Here is a 14,929-nt window from a genome sequence, read left to right on the forward strand (position 1 = left end):
TTCGTCAGCGGCGCGACAGCGCACTGCCCCTGACGCTACACGTCGGCGCTGAGATCTCCGCGCCAGGCCCAAGCGATACCGGATCATCGGTGATCACGAGGTCGATGCCGCGCGACCGGGCTTTCGCCCACTGCTTCTCGGTGTTCAGCGTGTACACCATCGTGCCGATACCGAGTACGCGCGCCTCGTCGATGAGCTCGAAGTCGCGTTCGAAGACCTTGTTTCGTGCGCCGATTGCTGAAACTTTGAGCTCGATCGCCGTCTCCAGGGTGGCGCGCCCCCAGTCACGGGTGAGCATCACCCGCGCGTACTCGGGCGCGAGCAGCGCCAACCGTTCGAGGTTCTCAACCTCGAACGATTCGAAGGCGACGCGATCGACGAGATACCGCTCCTGCAGCATGGCGACGGCGTTTGCAACCTGCTCGTCACTCCACGTGCCTTTGAGTTCGATGAGTGCCCGGCTGTTCGTCGGGGCGAGCTCGTCAAGGAACTCCTCGAGCGTCGGTACGGGCTCACCCGCGAAGTCACTGCCGAACCAGGAGCCCGCGTCGAGCGCCCGAATCTGGTCCAGCGAGTGGGAGGCGACGGTGCCGCGGCCGGTCGTCGTGCGGTCGAGCGTTGGATCGTGCATGAGCACAGGCACCTCGTCCGCAGTGAGGTGCAGATCGGCCTCGACGAAGTCGACTCCCTGGTCGAAGGCGAGCCGCATCGCCGCGAGCGTGTTCTCGGGCGCGAGCGCCGCGGCGCCACGGTGCGAGATGATGCCGAACCCCTCGGCCCGGCTCAGCGCACCGTGGAGTTGGAGTGCGCTGGCGTTTGCGGCGTACGGGTTCGACCCGATGCTGGCGATCAGGGAGAGCACGAAGAGCGCCGCGTGGAACGCCAATCGGCCTCGTCGTGTGGGGAGGGGCACAGCCTGTGTGCGGGACATGCGGTGCATCTGGGGGCTCCTCACTCTGCGCAACTTCGCGCGGTGCCCCTCACCCTATCGAACTACGTTACCGTTTTGTGATATTTATTCTGCCCGTGCCGCCGGGAGGAGTACGAGCTCCTCACCGCCCTGTGCGACATCGATTCGTGCGACGTCGCCGTCACGAATCTCGCCGCCCAGAATGCCGCGTGCGAGCCGATCATCGATCTCGCGCTGCATGAGCCGACGTAGCGGCCTCGCGCCGTATACGGGGTCGTAGCCGCGCTGTGCGAGCCACGCACGCGCCTCGGGCGTGACCGCCAGCGTGAGCCGCCGCTCGGCGAGCCGATCCTGCAACCGGTCGATCGAGATCTCCACGATCTGCGCAAGCGCGTCGACCGAGAGCGGGTGGAAGATCACCATCTCGTCGAGCCGGTTCACGAATTCGGGCTTGAACGCCCGGCGCACGGTTTCCTGCACCGCCGCTACCTTGTCATTCCACGGCATGTCGGGGTCGACGAGGTACTGGCTGCCAAGGTTTGAAGTGAGAATGAGGATTGTGTTGCGGAAGTCGACCGTGCGCCCCTGACCGTCAGTAAGCCGACCATCATCGAGCACCTGCAGCAGCACGTCGAACACCTCGGGATGCGCCTTCTCGACCTCGTCGAGAAGCACGACCGAGTACGGGCGACGCCTGACAGCCTCCGTGAGCTGGCCGCCCTGCTCGTAACCGACGTACCCGGGAGGTGCACCGACGAGCCGCGAGACCGAGTGTTTCTCCCCGTACTCGCTCATGTCGATGCGCACCATCGCATGCTCGTCGTCGAAGAGGAACTCGGCGAGCGCCTTCGCGAGCTCGGTCTTGCCCACGCCCGTCGGGCCGAGGAAGAGGAACGAGCCCGTCGGGCGGTTCGGGTCGGCGATGCCAGCGCGGGTGCGGCGCACCGCGTCGGCGACCGCGCGCGCGGCCTCCTCCTGACCAACCACGCGCTTTGCGAGCTCGCGCTCGAGCGCGAGCAGCTTCTCGGTTTCGCCCTGCATGAGACGGCCCACCGGGATGCCTGTCCACGCCGCAACCACACCGGCAATGTCCTCGTCGGTGACCTGATCGTTCACCATCCGAGCATCGCCGGTCTCGCTCGCGGTCGCCTCAGCATTTTCTGCCGCCGCGAGTTCCTTCTCAATCACGGGGATCTCACCGTAGAGCAGTTTCGAGGCTCGCTCGAGGTTGCCCTCGCGCTGTGCACGCTCGGCGTCCATGCGCGTCTGGTCGAGCTGTTCGCGCAGCGCACCGACGCGGTTCAGCGTCGCGCGCTCCTTCTCCCAGCGTTCTTCGAGGCCGGCAAGCTCGGTCTGCTTCTCGGCGAGGTCCTCGCGCAGCTTCGCGAGACGCTCCTTCGAGGCCTCGTCTTTCTCCTTCTTCAGCGCGAGTTCCTCGAGCTTCAGTCGGTCGACGGCGCGGCGCAGCTCATCGATTTCGAGCGGCGCCGAGTCGATTTCCATGCGGAGTCGCGACGCTGCCTCGTCGATGAGGTCAATTGCCTTGTCGGGCAGCTGTCGCGCGGTGATGTAGCGGTTCGAGAGCGAAGCGGCGGCGATGAGCGCCGAGTCGGCGATCGTCACCTTGTGGTGCGCCTCGTAGCGTTCCTTCAGCCCGCGAAGAATGCCGACGGTGTCCTCGACCGACGGCTCGCCAACGTACACCTGCTGGAATCGGCGCTCGAGGGCCGCGTCCTTCTCGATGTACTCACGGTATTCATCGAGCGTGGTTGCGCCGATGAGGCGGAGCTCGCCGCGGGCGAGCATGGGCTTGAGCATCTGCGAGGCCGCGACCGAGGACTCGCCCCCGCCGGCACCCATGAGCGTGTGCAGCTCGTCAATGAAGGTAATGATCTCACCGTCGGATGCTTTGATCTCTGCGAGCACAGCCTTCATGCGCTCCTCGAATTCGCCCCGGTACTTCGCCCCGGCAATGAGCGCGGAGATGTCGAGCGAGATGAGCTCTTTGCCCTTGAGTGACTCTGCGACGTCACCCGCGACGATGCGCTGGGCGAGGCCTTCGACGACGGCGGTCTTGCCGACGCCCGGCTCGCCGATGAGCACCGGGTTGTTCTTCGTGCGGCGCGTGAGCACCTGGCTGACGCGCCGAATTTCACTATCGCGCCCGATCACGGGATCGAGCTTGCCCGAGCGGGCGACCTCGGTGAGGTTCACGCCGAACTGCTCGAGCGCGCTTTCTTTGCCTTCGCCTTCGGCTGGCTGCCAGTTTGCCTGCATGGTGTCCTTTCGTGATGAGCGGGCTGTGCGACTCGGTGCAGGGTGCACCACGTCGCAAACTTGAGTGCATGTGACTCAAGTTTATGTGGAATTCTGAATTTCCGCTACTCCAGGTGCCTGAGATAGCGCTCGGGAGCTGCCATGAACCGTCGCCAGCTGTCGACCATCTCCAGATCGTCGTAGGTGCTCGTCCGCATCCCCCACTCCCCAAGCTCATAAATGTCGGCCCCTGGCACGGCGGCAAGGATCGGCGAGTGCGTCGACAGAATCACCTGGGAGCCAGCAGCCGCGAGCTCGCTCATGTGCGCGAGCAGTCGAAGGGAACTCGCAAACGACAACGCCGACTCGGGCTCATCAAATACCCACAATCCGGGGATGCGGGCGCGCGCCTCAATGAAGTCAAGGAAGGACTCCCCGTGACTCTGATAGTTGTAACGCCCCGCAGCTCCAGGCGGCCCGCCCTCAATCTCCTCCAGGTATCCAAAATGGGCATGCATCGTTTCGGCCCGCAAGAACACCCCCTTGCGCGAGGAGCCGGCGCCGCGTGCAAGCTGCAGATGCCCGTCGAGCGGCGACTCGCTCGCGAGCGTTGCGTACCTGGCATTGTGGGTTCCGCCCTCTGGGTTGAGCCCGTAGGCGGCCGCGAGCGCCTCGACAATCGTCGACTTGCCCGCGCCGTTCTCGCCAACGAACACGGTGAGCGCACCGAACTCGAGTCGCCCCTCGAGCAGCTGCCGCACCGCTGGGATCCGCGCGAACCACGATTCGCGATCCGCCGGGTGCGAGCCGTCCTCTTCCACCCACCGCAGCGGGAGCGTATTTAGTCGCAATGCAGCACCTCATTCCACAGACCCTTGAATCATCTGATGATTCGATCTAACCTGAACTGACCCTACTGCGCGGCACTGACGTTCGGAACCCTATGCCCCTCCACAGTCGGGTCAGCGCACCCGAGGGAACCGTAAGGAGCCGCCATGGCAACGAACATCGCAGTCGATCACGCGCCGACGGGCTTGGTCGCCGCTGAGGTCACGCGCGCCGAGCAGATCTCTCCGAACTTTGTGCGGGTGACGCTGAGCGGTGATGCGCTCGCCTCGTGGCGCCACCTCGGCTACGACCAGTGGTTCCGCATCGCGCTGCCGGTCAGCGATGGCACCCGCTTCGATAGGCTCTCCGATCGCTTCGACATGCGCGGCTACCTCCGGTACCTCACCCTGCCCAAGGCCACGAGGCCCGTGATCCGCAGCTACACGGTTCGCGAGTTCCGGCCCGAGCGTCTCGAACTCGACGTCGACTTCCTCACCCATGGCACCGCTGGGGTCGCGGGTCCCTGGGCGGCTTCGCTGCCGGTGGGCGCGCCCGTCGGGCTCATCGACCAGGGCTGCGGATTTACCGCCGCGGACGCGGCCCGTCGGGTGCTGTGCGCTGGGGACGAGAGCGCCATGCCAGCGGTGCTGGGGGTGCTACGCGATTTGCCGCCGGATAGCGAGGGTGACGCCGTTATCGAGGTCGCTGACCTCGATGACCGGCAGCCCGTGCACGCACCCGCTGGCGTGAACGTGCACTGGATCGAGCGGGAGAACGACGCCCGCCCCGGAACCGCGGCGCTCGCCGCCCTGAGATCGTTCCGCCCTCGAAGCGCCGCGGACGCCCCCACCTCTGCGGAGAGCGGCATCAGCGACTTCCATGCATTCGTCGCTGGCGAGCAGCAGCTCGCCAGCGGCGGCCGCAAGTACCTCGTGAACGAGCTCGGGATCCCGAAAACCCAGGTGAAGTTCTGCGGCTACTGGCGGCAGCGCTAGGGCGTGGTGTCGCCGAGCGGACCACCCCCAGTGGGTCTAGGCTGAAACAGTGACCGAGAACAGCGCAGCCACTCACCCGCATGCCTTCGCCTCAGACAACTGGGCAGGCATCCACCCCGAGATTCTCGAGGCGATCACCGCCGCGAATGTCGGCCACACCGTCTCCTACGGTGGGGATCCCTGGACGCTCGAGTTCCAGGAGACCGCGAAGCGACTGTTCGGAACCACGGCGGAGGCGTTCCCGGTCTTCAACGGTTCAGGCGCGAACGTGCTCGCGCTGCAGGCTGCGCTGCCGAGATGGGGTGCGGTGATTTGCGCTGCGACTGCGCACGTCAATTCCGATGAGACCGGCGCACCGGAGAAGACCGGTGGTCTCAAGCTTCTTCCCGTACCGGCCGTGCACGGCAAACTCACCCCCGAGCTCGTTGACCGCGAGGCCTGGGGTTGGGGCAGCAAGCACCGCGCCCAGCCGCTCGCGGTAACCATCTCGCAGACCACCGAGCTCGGCACCTGCTACACCCCCGAGGAGATCCGGGCGCTGGCCGACCACGCACACGAGCAGGGCATGCTGCTCCACGTTGACGGTTCGCGCCTCGGCGCGGCGGCCGCCCACCTGGGCACCAGTTTGGCCGCGGTGTCGAGCGATGCCGGCGCAGACCTCCTGAGCCTTGGCGCGACCAAGAGCGGTGCACTCGGGGCCGAGGCCATCATCGTGCTGCGCCCCGACGCGACCCCAGGGATGGAATACCTGCGGAAGATCAACCTGCAGCTCGCCTCGAAGATGCGGTTCGCCTCGGCACAGCTCAACGCGCTCTACGGCGGCGACCTGTGGCTCCGCTCCGCTTCGCACTCGAACGCGATGGCAACCCGTCTCGCTGCCGGGCTCGCTGCAGCCGGTAATCCGGCCGTGCGGATCGCGTTCCCTGTGCAGTCCAATGCGGTGTTCGTCGAACTCCCCGAGGAGACCGCACGCCGCGCGCAGCAGCGCTTCGCGTTTGGAGCCTGGCCGACGCAGCCGGGACTCTACCGGCTCATGTGCGCGTTTGACACTACCGAAGCGGACGTCGACGAGTTGGTCGGACTCATCGCCGGCTAGAGGCCTCCGAAGGCGAGCCGCGCAGCGATGAGAAGCATCACGCCGGCCACCACGCCGTCGAGAATCTGCCAGGAGCGCGGCGTTGCAAAAAACCTCGTGAGCGACCGGGCGCCATAGCCCAGCACGAAGAACCAGGCAATGCTTGCGAGCCCGCCACCCGCGGCAAACCACCATCTGTCTGGGTCACCCTGCGCGTTGCCGATCGATCCCATGAGCACCATCGTGTCGAGGTACACGTGCGGGTTGAGATAGGTGATCGCGAGGCACGCGAGCACCACGCTCTTCAACGATTTCGGCTCGCCGCCGCCCGAGGCGACGAGCGATTCCGGTGTTGCAGCCCTGCGCGCCGCCGACCAGGCGTACCAGAGCAGAAACGCGACTCCGCCCCAGCGAACGACCTCGAGCAGCAGGGGCGCGCGTTCGATGACCAGCCCTATCCCCGCGACGCCCAAGATTTCGAGCACCGCGTCGGTGAGCCCACAAATGAGCACCACGGGCAGTACATGCTCACGGCGAATACCCTGCCGCAGCACGAATGCGTTCTGGGCGCCGATCGCGATGATGAGGGCGAGGCCGCTGCCGATACCCGTGAGAAATGGAAGGATCACGGAGATGACGTTACGGGCTGGCGAGGGCGACCCGCCAGTTCAGCTCAGTGAATGTTTGTGACGCTCCATTAGCTGCGCTTACTATGAGCGTGTGGACCTTCCCTTCGAACACCTGCGCACCTTGGCTGCCGTCATCGATGAGGGCTCCCTCGACGGCGCCGCACGCGTGCTGCACATCTCCCCCTCGGCGGTGAGCCAGCGGATCCGCAGCATGGAAGAGCGGGCCGGCTCCGTGCTCCTGCAACGCAGCAGGCCCGTTGCGGTCACCGCGAGCGGAGCAGCCGTGCTTCGCGCCGCGCGGCAGGTCGCCCAGGTCATGAATGACGTCGCTGTCGAGCTCGATGCGGGAACCGGAGCCGGATCCCTCGTGAAACTCGTCATCAACGCGGACTCGCTCGCGACATGGTTTGTCACGGCGCTCGCGCGCGCAGCCGAGACCACCGGCGCGCGTTTCGAAGTACTCCGGGCCGATGAGACGCTCTCGACCGAGAAGCTCCGCAGTGGCGAGGTCATGGCTGCTCTCACCGCCACGGCCGAGGCCGTGCCCGGATGCGTGTCCGAGCGGATCGGGACAGATCAGCTCTCCGCGGTCGCCGACCCCGCGTTCTTCGCGACGCACTTCTCCCACGGCGTGACCGCTGACGCCCTTGCCACGGCCCCGATGATCGAGTTCGACCGTCACGACATGCACCAGCAGCGCTTCCTGCAGCGGTTCAGCGACGCACCCGTGCTGCCTCCCCGGCACTTCGTCCCGTCCTCAGCCGCGTTCCTCAGCGCTATCCAGCTCGGGTTGGGCTGGGGCATGCTCCCTCGCCTGCAGTGCGACGCCCTGATCGCAAGCGGCGGGCTCGTGGAGCTCACGCCGGGGAGGCCGCTCGCCCTCCCGCTGTTCTGGCAACGCTGGAATCTCCGGTCGCCCGTGCTCGACCAGCTCACGAGTATCGTCGCCGCGGAAGCCCGCACAGCGCTCACCTTCGCGTAGCTGGAATACCGGACGCGCATCGGACGTTCCATCCCCTTGGCGGGGCACCATCGCTCCGCGTTTTTGTTTCATCCAGGAGATTCATGTCTGCGAAGCACGCAACGACCAGCACACCCATCCTCCCCACACTCACTGAGCGGTGGAGCCCACGCGCGTTCGACACCGACCACGCGCTCCCTGAGAACGCGCTGCTCAGCGCGTTCGAGGCTGCCCGCTGGTCGCCGAGCGCAAGTAACACGCAGCCCTGGCGCTTCATCGTGGCCCGTCGCGGCAGCGAGTCGTTCGCGAAGATCGAGGCGACGCTCGCAGGATTCAACTCGCAGTGGGCGGGCGCAGCATCGGCGCTCGTCGTGAATCTCGCCGTGGTCGAGAACGACAACGGTGAGCCTCAGCGCTGGGCCGAGTACGACCTCGGCCAGGCCGTCGCGCACCTGTCGGTGCAGGCGCACTCTGAGGGGCTCTACGTCCATCAGATGGGTGGCTTTGATGCGGCGAAGATCAGCGAGTCCTTCGCGCTGAGCGACAAGCTCCGTCCCGTGTCCGTGATGACGATCGGCAAGCTCGGCCTGCCCGAGCAGCTCGCGGAGCCGCTCAAGGAGCGCGAAATCGCCCCGCGCTCGCGCATGGTCGTACACGACCTCATCGTCGTCAACGACTAAGGCCAGCAGCCCGTTTGGGGCCGAACCTACTCGGTAGTTTCGGCCTCAAACTCTGCGCCATCGAGGCGTAGCGCTCGCACCAGGTCAGCAGCGTGGACCGTCGAAATGATGACGCGCGAGAACGTGTCGAACTCACCGATCCAGCCGCGGCCCTCGTCGGCACCCTCCGGCACATCAAGGTCAATGACGACCGCCTCACGACCGCGACGGGCGAGCACAAAGTCCCGGCCCCCACGGGTGCGCCAGGTGCCGTAGGCAAGGCCGCGCGGCAGGCCGGCACCCGGCGAGCGAATGCCCCTGATCCACACCCACGGGTCCTCGGTGATGACGGCGGAGCGGATGGCCGCACGGTCGAGCACGATGTCGCGGCGGCGCAGGGCGACCGTCTTTTCCGCGGCGGTGAGGCGGATCACCACCCGGTCGGCGTGTACTTCTACGCGAGCCATCGCTAGTCCAGCATGTCGCTGTGGTCGATGGCTGATTCGACAGCCTCGATGATCGCGTCGACCTCAGCCTGGCGGGCTTGCCCACCGTCGGCCAGCTCCAGCGCTTCCGCGGCAGCGAGCGTGTTCTCTCCGACGCACACCACCAGCGTGTCCGCGGGGAGCTGCGGGAACTGCTTCAGGACTTCCTCGGCGATCTTCGCCGAAGCGACGAGGATGGCGTTAATGCGACCCGAGTCGATGTCTTCTCGGATGTGCACGGACGCCGGCACTCCGATCGTACGAAACGCAAGCACCTGAGTGACATCGTGGCCGCGCTCAATGAGCCCGGTCGTGAGCACCGGCGTCGCGACATCAGAGCGGAGCGTGAGCACCCGGAGCACCTCGCCCGAGTCAATCTCAGTCCACTCTTTCAGCAGCTGAAACGTCGTGTTGTTGTCTTCGTCGGGCGTGATGGTCACCGGATATCCGGCTTCACGAAAGGCAACCGCGGTGGCCTCCCCGACGATCGCTACCTTTGTACGCTCGTGAAACGTCGCACTGTGGTGCTTCAGAACGTCGGCGACGGTTGCACTCGTGGCGGTCATCCAATCGAAAACGCCGGACTCCAGGTCCTTCAGCGCATCGACTAGCTTGTCCTCTTCGCTCGTGTGAGAGAAATCCACGAGCGGCGCGATCACGGTCTGGGCGCCACGGTCGCGTAGCGCCTGCGAGACAAGGTCTCCCCAGATCCCGCCCCGTGGAACAAGCACACGGAGGCCGCCGAGCAGCTTAGCCTGATCCGACATACACCCCACATCACTCGAAACGAATATCAACCGCGCTAAGGGCGACTTCTCAAAGATACGGCCTTTTTCAGCGCCGCGTGTTCACCTATTCTCGCTCTGCGCAGGTCAAGACGCAAAACCGAGGGCCGCATCCGGCCAATTGAAACCTACCTGTTACGCGCGCTGAGGGCACGAATTCGGCATCTACAGTGCAACTTACCGCAGATTTCGCCCCGCTCGGCGAGCCAGCGCCCACACGACTGCGCCCGCGGTTGCTGCTACAACGACAACACCCGTGATAAACACGAGCGGCCGCTCGCGCCGTTCCTCACGGATCCGGAGCCCGACGCGCTCGGTGGCTTCGTCGATGCGCTTGGCGTAGTTCAACCGGTTGCTCAGCTGGCCCAGAGTGTCGTAGAGCTCGGCCCGCGCCACCTCTGCCTCCGCGATGCCGAGTGCGCGCTGCTCCTGCGGGTTCATCGATCCACTCCGTATCCGTAGGTCTCCGCCGTGTGTGCTGCAGCGGGCGCCGCGGCACCGGTGCGGCTCGACGCGGCCGCCGCAGCGGGACTCGTGTCGCTGTTGAAGCGCACATCGCCCAGGGCTGCAATATCTCCGCCGACGCGGTTCAGCGTCTGCTCGGGCACCGGGTTGCCGCGTTTCACGAGTGTGAACCCGGCAAAGAGCGCTGCCGCTGCGAGCAGCAGCAGCCCCGCAGCCACGACAAGCGCTGCGAGCCACCATGGCCACACGAGCGCGAGCGCGGCGATCGCGGCGATCACCAGTGCCTGCAGCATGAAGAAGATGAAGAACAGGGCGACAACCACGCCAGCCGCACCGATGCCAGCTTTCTTCGCTGCGCCGATCGCTTCGCGCTTGGCGTTGTTGTATTCGACCTTCGCCAACGAGACAATCTGCTGCGGCAGTCTGGCCATCAGCTCGAAGGTGCCGGCCTCATCGCGTTTGCGGCTCATGCCGAAGTCTCCTCCGTTGTGCCTTTCGGCGTCGAAGCAGTGGCCGATGCTGCCGACTGCGACGCCCCGGTTGTGGTGTCTGGTGTGCGGTTCGGCTGGGTGACCGCAACAAACGCAGACTTTGCCGCCCGCGAGGCCGCCGCCTTCACGTCGTCGACGCGGTCACCGACGGCGCCCTTGACGGAGCCGACGCCCTGCTGCACGAGCGGGGTTTCCCACACGGCAATTGCGCCACGCTTGATCTGCTCGTACCGAGCGCGCCCTGCACGAGTACCCAACACGTAGCCGAGTGCGGCTCCCAAAACGAAACCTACTTTGCCCCTCATGTGGCGCCTCCCGACCGTATTGTTCCCAGCCTACTCTTTGCGGCCAGATCTGATACATTCCTGATTCGAAATATACAGCTTGTCCGGCGAGGCTATCAACGCCAGCTGAGCTATTTAGAGATCCCGGTCAGCTTTCGCCGTAGCCGGACAGCCTCGGTCCGCGCTTCTGCAAGCGCTTCGCCCAGCGCGGCGCCGTGCAGAGCTGCCCCGGCCACGATCATCGTGGGGAAGGCCTCCGCCCAGGCGGCGCGCGCTGCCGCCTGGGCGTCTCGCTCCGAAGCAGTCGCGTGTGCGGCAGCACTCGTGCGGACGACCGGCGGCGCCGCAGTGGCTGTCGCCCCTGCAGCTGCCAGCGCTTCCGCGACCGGGGCAGCCCCCTCGGCGCCAGTGGGCTTCGCTGGCCCGGAGAGACGCAGCACGGCGTCGCCACTGGCACTGCGTGTGACCCGAGCAGCCCACGTCTCAGAGGATTCGGAGTCGACGAGAAACAGCGCAGCCGTGGTGTCGGAAGCGGGTGGGGAGTCCGGGCCGGGCTCAATGCTCATTTCGACATATTCGCGCACGGCTCCGGGCCGCAAAGCGACGAGATGATCCACGATTCCCGAGGCGCCGTCGTGCTCGACGGTCGCAGAATCCGTGGGTGCTGGCTGGCCGACGATACGTGACACCTCGTCAAGACCGCCTACGATGCCGTCACAGTGATGCTGCTCACCCGTGTCATCGGTCACCGTCCACCCGTGTTCTGACGGCTCACACGAGACGACCGTTGCGGGGAACGGTTCCGCTCCGTACAGGCGTAGCCGCTCGAGGAGCAGGGCCGCGAGGCCGCGCCACCCGCTCTCGGGCTCGATCACGGTTTCACGTGCAACGTGTTCTTCACGCTGCTGCATGACGCCGCCGCTCAGCGACCCAGCACGTGTCAGGGCTGCGTTCAGCCCCGGCTCAACGCGGGCAACTTCAGCCTCATCAGTGCGGACGCCGAAGCGTTCGTAGACGATGGGTTCGACAAGCGTCGACCGTGCCGCCTTGCCCAGCCGGGAATCGACAAGCTTGCGGAGATTGTGTTCTTTACCGATCGTGAGCACGGGCTTGAGCCGGTCGAGGTAGGCCCGGAACGCGCCGCTACTCCCCAGCATCGCCATGCATTCCTTCGAGAGCGGAACGGCAGGGATGCCCCACACGCTCAGTTCGGGCACCGGCTTCCACGCGCCATCCCGTGCACGCAGCACCACGCGTGGCTGCGTGACGACGCGCGGGTGTGCCCCGGGGGTAGCCGGTCCGCCAGCGGTGAGCGGCGCCTCGATCGCCTGCAGAAACCCCGAGATCTCTCCGCCTGGGTCACGCACCGGCTCGTGCGGAATGGTGACCGACGGCTCGGTGAACCACACCTTGATCCCAACCTCGGCAAGCTCGAGGGCTGCCGCGTAGGCCGCGAGGTCACCCCCGAGCAGTAGTACCTGGCTCACACGCCACCTTGCCCGACGGGCGCAACGGGAACGGAGCGCCAAACCGTATCGATCCGCTCACGACCGTAGCCGTGCTTGCGGAAGATGCGCACGACGAGCCAGACAAACAGCGCGAGCCCCACTGCCTCACCGATGAGCGCTTCGGGTCCACCCGAGCTCTCCACCTGGCCGGTATCGCCGCTCATCCCCGCCGACATGAAGCCGAAGGCAGCAATGTTGTTGATGACGTGGATCGCGATCGCGGCTTCGAGGCCGCCGGTCTTCCACGTCACCCACGCGGCAGTCAGCCCCATCAGGCCGACAGCGAGCAGACCCCAAATGTCATAGATGTGCATCATCGCGAATGCGAGCGTCGACAGTCCGATCGCGAGCCACGGCGAACGCATCCACGAACCAAGGACCTGCAGGAACAGCCCGCGGAACACAACTTCTTCGGCCGCGGCCTGGAACGGGACGAGCAGCAACGCGATCACAAATGACGCGAGGGCTGCGGTCGCATTGAAGTCTGCGCTCTCGGCAGCTAGCGGCTCGGTCGCGACGGTACCGGACAGGCCCTCCATCGCCACTCCGATGAGGATCCCGATGCCGTTCATCACGATCACAGCGAGCACGGCAGCGCCGGTGGTGCGCAGCAGCAGCCCCCAGCGGATCCGGCCGGCGACCGACCACACGCGGCCCGTCGGTCGGATGCCAAGCGCGAGCATCGCGAGCAGCACCGCGGGAATCATGAGCGCTACGCTTCCGAGCCCAAGCACGATCGACCAGGGGTGCTGCGTGTCGAGCACCGGAGCGATCTGTAGGAACAGCGCATCGTTGACGTAGTCCGGGTCAAACATGACCAGCAGCGGCATGAGCGCGAGCGAGAACGCGATATTCATCGCAAAATAGATGGCGGCTGCGAGCAGCAGCACCACCAGCGGCTTCCACCACTCGTATTTGGGTGCGCCACGGTAGAGCCGGTGGTATTCCAGCGGCTCAGTCTCGATCTGCTGAATCTGCTGCTGCGGTTGTACCCATGCCCACTGCTGCGGCACCCCCGGCCCGCCCGGAGCCTGGTGCTGCGCAGGCGGAACGGGTGCCCCCGGGGGAAGCGGCGCCGCTGGCGGAACCGGCTCCCCCGGAGGCTGCGAACCTCCGGCGGGTGGTGTGTAACCGTCGTTCGGGGGTTGCGTCATCGTGCTCCCTGGTTATGCGCCGCGCAGGCGCTGTGCGAGGTAGGCGTGCAGTTCGGCGCGGGGCACGCGCTCCTGCTGCATGGTGTCGCGCTCACGAACCGTGACCGCGTCGTCGTCCAGCGAGTCGAAGTCGACCGTGACGCAGAACGGCGTACCGATCTCGTCCTGGCGACGGTAGCGTCGGCCGATCGCGCCCGAATCGTCGAAGTCGATGTTCCAGTCCTCGCGCAGCTCCTGCGCAATCTCGCGAGCGAGCGGCGAAAGCCGCTCGTTACGGCTGAGCGGGAGCACCGCAGCCTTCACCGGTGCGAGACGCGGGTCGAGTGCGAGCAGCGTACGGGTGTCAGTGCCGCCCTTCGAGTTCGGCACCTCTTCCTCGCGGTACGAGTCGACGAGGAACGCCATGAGCGAGCGGGTAAGGCCCGCAGCCGGCTCAATCACGTACGGCATCCAGCGCTCGTTCTTCGTCTGGTCGAAGTAGCTGAGGTCCTTGCCGGAGTGCTCAGAGTGCGTGGTGAGGTCGAAGTTCGTGCGGTTCGCAATACCCTCGAGTTCGCCCCAGTCGCTGCCGGTGAATCCGAACTTGTACTCGATGTCGGCGGTGCGCTTCGAGTAGTGGGAGAGCTTCTCCTTCGGGTGGTCGTAGAAGCGCAGGTTCTCAGGATCGATGCCGAGGCCGACGTACCAATCCATGCGCTCCTTCATCCAGTACTCCTGCCACTCTTCGTCGGTGCCGGGCTCGACGAAGAATTCCATCTCCATCTGCTCGAACTCGCGGGTGCGGAAGATGAAGTTGCCCGGCGTGATCTCGTTGCGGAAGCTCTTGCCGATCTGGCCGATGCCGAACGGCGGCTTCATGCGAGCCGCCTGCAGCACGTTCGCGAAGTTCACGAAGATGCCCTGCGCGGTCTCGGGGCGGAGGTAGTGGAGCCCTGCCTCGTCGTCGACGGGGCCGAGGTAGGTCTTGAGCAGGCCGGAGAAAGCGCGCGGCTCGGTGAACTGGCCGCGGGTGCCGCAGGCAACACAGACGATCTCGGAGAGGCCGTCCTTGGGCTCGCGGCCCTTCTTCTCTTCGAACTCTTCGATGAGGTGGTCTTCGCGGTAGCGCTTGTGGCACTGCAGGCACTCAACGAGCGGGTCGCTGAAGACCTCGACGTGGCCGGAGGCCTCCCACACACGCTTGGGCAGGATGATGCTCGAGTCGATACCGACGACGTCGTCGCGACGCTGCACCATGGCCTTCCACCACTGACGTTTGATGTTCTCCTTGAGCGCGGTGCCGAGCGGTCCGTAGTCCCACGCGGAGCGCGATCCACCATAAATTTCACCCGCCTGGAAGACAAAGCCGCGGTGGCGGGCGAGAGAGATAACCTTATCGAGGCGGGACTGTTCAGCCATTGTGAATTTCACTCCAAGGGGCAGACGGGGATCTTGGTTGCTGCCG

General features: G+C 65.8%; 16 protein-coding genes. 4 read left to right on the forward strand and 12 right to left on the reverse strand.

Going from position 1 to position 14,929, the window contains the following annotated elements:
* Positions 1-4: 4 nt before the first annotated feature.
* From AUL38_RS00540 to AUL38_RS00550, 3 genes are all read right to left on the reverse strand, one after another.
* Positions 5-940: a glycerophosphodiester phosphodiesterase family protein gene (locus tag AUL38_RS00540; protein WP_059058226.1), complete on the reverse strand. Its 936-nt coding sequence runs from the start codon at positions 938-940 to the stop codon at positions 5-7.
* 75 nt (positions 941-1,015) lie between these two features.
* Positions 1,016-3,187, reverse strand: a complete 2,172-nt coding sequence (locus AUL38_RS00545; RefSeq protein ID WP_083506477.1) for an ATP-dependent Clp protease ATP-binding subunit — start codon at positions 3,185-3,187, stop codon at positions 1,016-1,018.
* Positions 3,188-3,291: 104 nt separating this feature from the next.
* Positions 3,292-4,017 (reverse strand): AAA family ATPase, encoded by a 726-nt coding sequence (locus tag AUL38_RS00550; protein WP_059058228.1) that lies wholly within the window; start codon positions 4,015-4,017, stop codon positions 3,292-3,294.
* Positions 4,018-4,161: 144 nt separating this feature from the next.
* Here AUL38_RS00550 and AUL38_RS00555 point away from each other — a divergent pair, with 144 nt between their 5' ends.
* Together AUL38_RS00555 and AUL38_RS00560 are read left to right on the forward strand one after the other, a co-directional pair.
* Positions 4,162-4,989, forward strand: a complete 828-nt coding sequence (locus AUL38_RS00555; protein ID WP_059058230.1) for a siderophore-interacting protein — start codon at positions 4,162-4,164, stop codon at positions 4,987-4,989.
* Positions 4,990-5,038: 49 nt separating this feature from the next.
* Positions 5,039-6,085, forward strand: coding sequence for a low specificity L-threonine aldolase (locus AUL38_RS00560; RefSeq protein ID WP_059058232.1), 1,047 nt, complete (start codon positions 5,039-5,041; stop codon positions 6,083-6,085).
* Here the strand turns inward: AUL38_RS00560 and AUL38_RS00565 are convergent.
* Positions 6,082-6,693, reverse strand: a complete 612-nt coding sequence (locus tag AUL38_RS00565; RefSeq protein ID WP_059058233.1) for a LysE/ArgO family amino acid transporter — start codon at positions 6,691-6,693, stop codon at positions 6,082-6,084. The two genes, AUL38_RS00560 and AUL38_RS00565, sit on opposite strands and share 4 nt — an antisense overlap.
* Positions 6,694-6,784: 91 nt before the next feature.
* Between AUL38_RS00565 and AUL38_RS00570 the strand changes: the two genes are divergently transcribed.
* On the forward strand, positions 6,785-7,675 hold the full coding sequence (locus tag AUL38_RS00570) for a LysR family transcriptional regulator ArgP (protein WP_059058235.1): 891 nt from the start codon (positions 6,785-6,787) through the stop codon (positions 7,673-7,675).
* 83 nt (positions 7,676-7,758) lie between these two features.
* Positions 7,759-8,334 (forward strand): nitroreductase family protein, encoded by a 576-nt coding sequence (locus AUL38_RS00575; protein ID WP_059058237.1) that lies wholly within the window; start codon positions 7,759-7,761, stop codon positions 8,332-8,334.
* 26 nt (positions 8,335-8,360) lie between these two features.
* Here the strand turns inward: AUL38_RS00575 and AUL38_RS00580 are convergent, their stop codons facing one another.
* The 8 genes from AUL38_RS00580 to AUL38_RS00615 all read right to left on the reverse strand — a co-directional run bounded on the left by AUL38_RS00580 (position 8,361) and on the right by AUL38_RS00615 (position 14,883).
* Complete coding sequence (locus AUL38_RS00580; protein ID WP_059058239.1) at positions 8,361-8,780, reverse strand: hypothetical protein; 420 nt, start codon at positions 8,778-8,780, stop codon at positions 8,361-8,363.
* A 2-nt stretch (positions 8,781-8,782) separates the two neighbouring features.
* Complete coding sequence (locus AUL38_RS00585) at positions 8,783-9,565, reverse strand: uroporphyrinogen-III synthase (protein WP_059058241.1); 783 nt, start codon at positions 9,563-9,565, stop codon at positions 8,783-8,785.
* A 195-nt stretch (positions 9,566-9,760) separates the two neighbouring features.
* On the reverse strand, positions 9,761-10,024 hold the full coding sequence (locus AUL38_RS00590) for a hypothetical protein (RefSeq protein ID WP_059058243.1): 264 nt from the start codon (positions 10,022-10,024) through the stop codon (positions 9,761-9,763).
* Positions 10,021-10,518: a phage holin family protein gene (locus AUL38_RS00595; RefSeq protein ID WP_083506478.1), complete on the reverse strand. Its 498-nt coding sequence runs from the start codon at positions 10,516-10,518 to the stop codon at positions 10,021-10,023. Before AUL38_RS00595 ends, AUL38_RS00590 begins: the two co-directional genes overlap by 4 nt.
* Complete coding sequence (locus AUL38_RS00600) at positions 10,515-10,844, reverse strand: hypothetical protein (RefSeq protein ID WP_059058246.1); 330 nt, start codon at positions 10,842-10,844, stop codon at positions 10,515-10,517. Before AUL38_RS00600 ends, AUL38_RS00595 begins: the two co-directional genes overlap by 4 nt.
* Positions 10,845-10,954: 110 nt before the next feature.
* Positions 10,955-12,310, reverse strand: coding sequence for a hypothetical protein (locus tag AUL38_RS00605; RefSeq protein WP_059058248.1), 1,356 nt, complete (start codon positions 12,308-12,310; stop codon positions 10,955-10,957).
* On the reverse strand, positions 12,307-13,485 hold the full coding sequence (locus AUL38_RS00610; RefSeq protein ID WP_235590538.1) for a CPBP family intramembrane glutamic endopeptidase: 1,179 nt from the start codon (positions 13,483-13,485) through the stop codon (positions 12,307-12,309). Before AUL38_RS00610 ends, AUL38_RS00605 begins: the two co-directional genes overlap by 4 nt.
* A 12-nt stretch (positions 13,486-13,497) precedes the next feature.
* Entirely contained in the window at positions 13,498-14,883 is a 1,386-nt protein-coding gene (locus tag AUL38_RS00615; protein WP_059058250.1) for a glycine--tRNA ligase, read from the reverse strand.
* Between the last annotated feature and the right edge of the window lie 46 nt (positions 14,884-14,929).

The organism is Leucobacter sp. G161 (assembly GCF_001482305.1).
GTDB lineage: Bacteria > Actinomycetota > Actinomycetes > Actinomycetales > Microbacteriaceae > Leucobacter.

What these genes read in the sequence shown, in the direction of transcription:
- AUL38_RS00540 (WP_059058226.1), bottom strand. Translation starts at nt 940, where the DNA reads ATGCACCGCATGTCCCGCACACAGGCTGTGCCCCTCCCCACACGACGA.
- AUL38_RS00545 (WP_083506477.1), bottom strand. Translation starts at nt 3,187, where the DNA reads ATGCAGGCAAACTGGCAGCCAGCCGAAGGCGAAGGCAAAGAAAGCGCG.
- AUL38_RS00555 (WP_059058230.1), top strand. Translation starts at nt 4,162, where the DNA reads ATGGCAACGAACATCGCAGTCGATCACGCGCCGACGGGCTTGGTCGCC.
- AUL38_RS00575 (WP_059058237.1), top strand. Translation starts at nt 7,759, where the DNA reads ATGTCTGCGAAGCACGCAACGACCAGCACACCCATCCTCCCCACACTC.
- AUL38_RS00580 (WP_059058239.1), bottom strand. Translation starts at nt 8,780, where the DNA reads ATGGCTCGCGTAGAAGTACACGCCGACCGGGTGGTGATCCGCCTCACC.
- AUL38_RS00585 (WP_059058241.1), bottom strand. Translation starts at nt 9,565, where the DNA reads ATGTCGGATCAGGCTAAGCTGCTCGGCGGCCTCCGTGTGCTTGTTCCA.
- AUL38_RS00590 (WP_059058243.1), bottom strand. Translation starts at nt 10,024, where the DNA reads ATGAACCCGCAGGAGCAGCGCGCACTCGGCATCGCGGAGGCAGAGGTG.
- AUL38_RS00595 (WP_083506478.1), bottom strand. Translation starts at nt 10,518, where the DNA reads ATGAGCCGCAAACGCGATGAGGCCGGCACCTTCGAGCTGATGGCCAGA.
- AUL38_RS00600 (WP_059058246.1), bottom strand. Translation starts at nt 10,844, where the DNA reads ATGAGGGGCAAAGTAGGTTTCGTTTTGGGAGCCGCACTCGGCTACGTG.
- AUL38_RS00610 (WP_235590538.1), bottom strand. Translation starts at nt 13,485, where the DNA reads ATGACGCAACCCCCGAACGACGGTTACACACCACCCGCCGGAGGTTCG.
- AUL38_RS00615 (WP_059058250.1), bottom strand. Translation starts at nt 14,883, where the DNA reads ATGGCTGAACAGTCCCGCCTCGATAAGGTTATCTCTCTCGCCCGCCAC.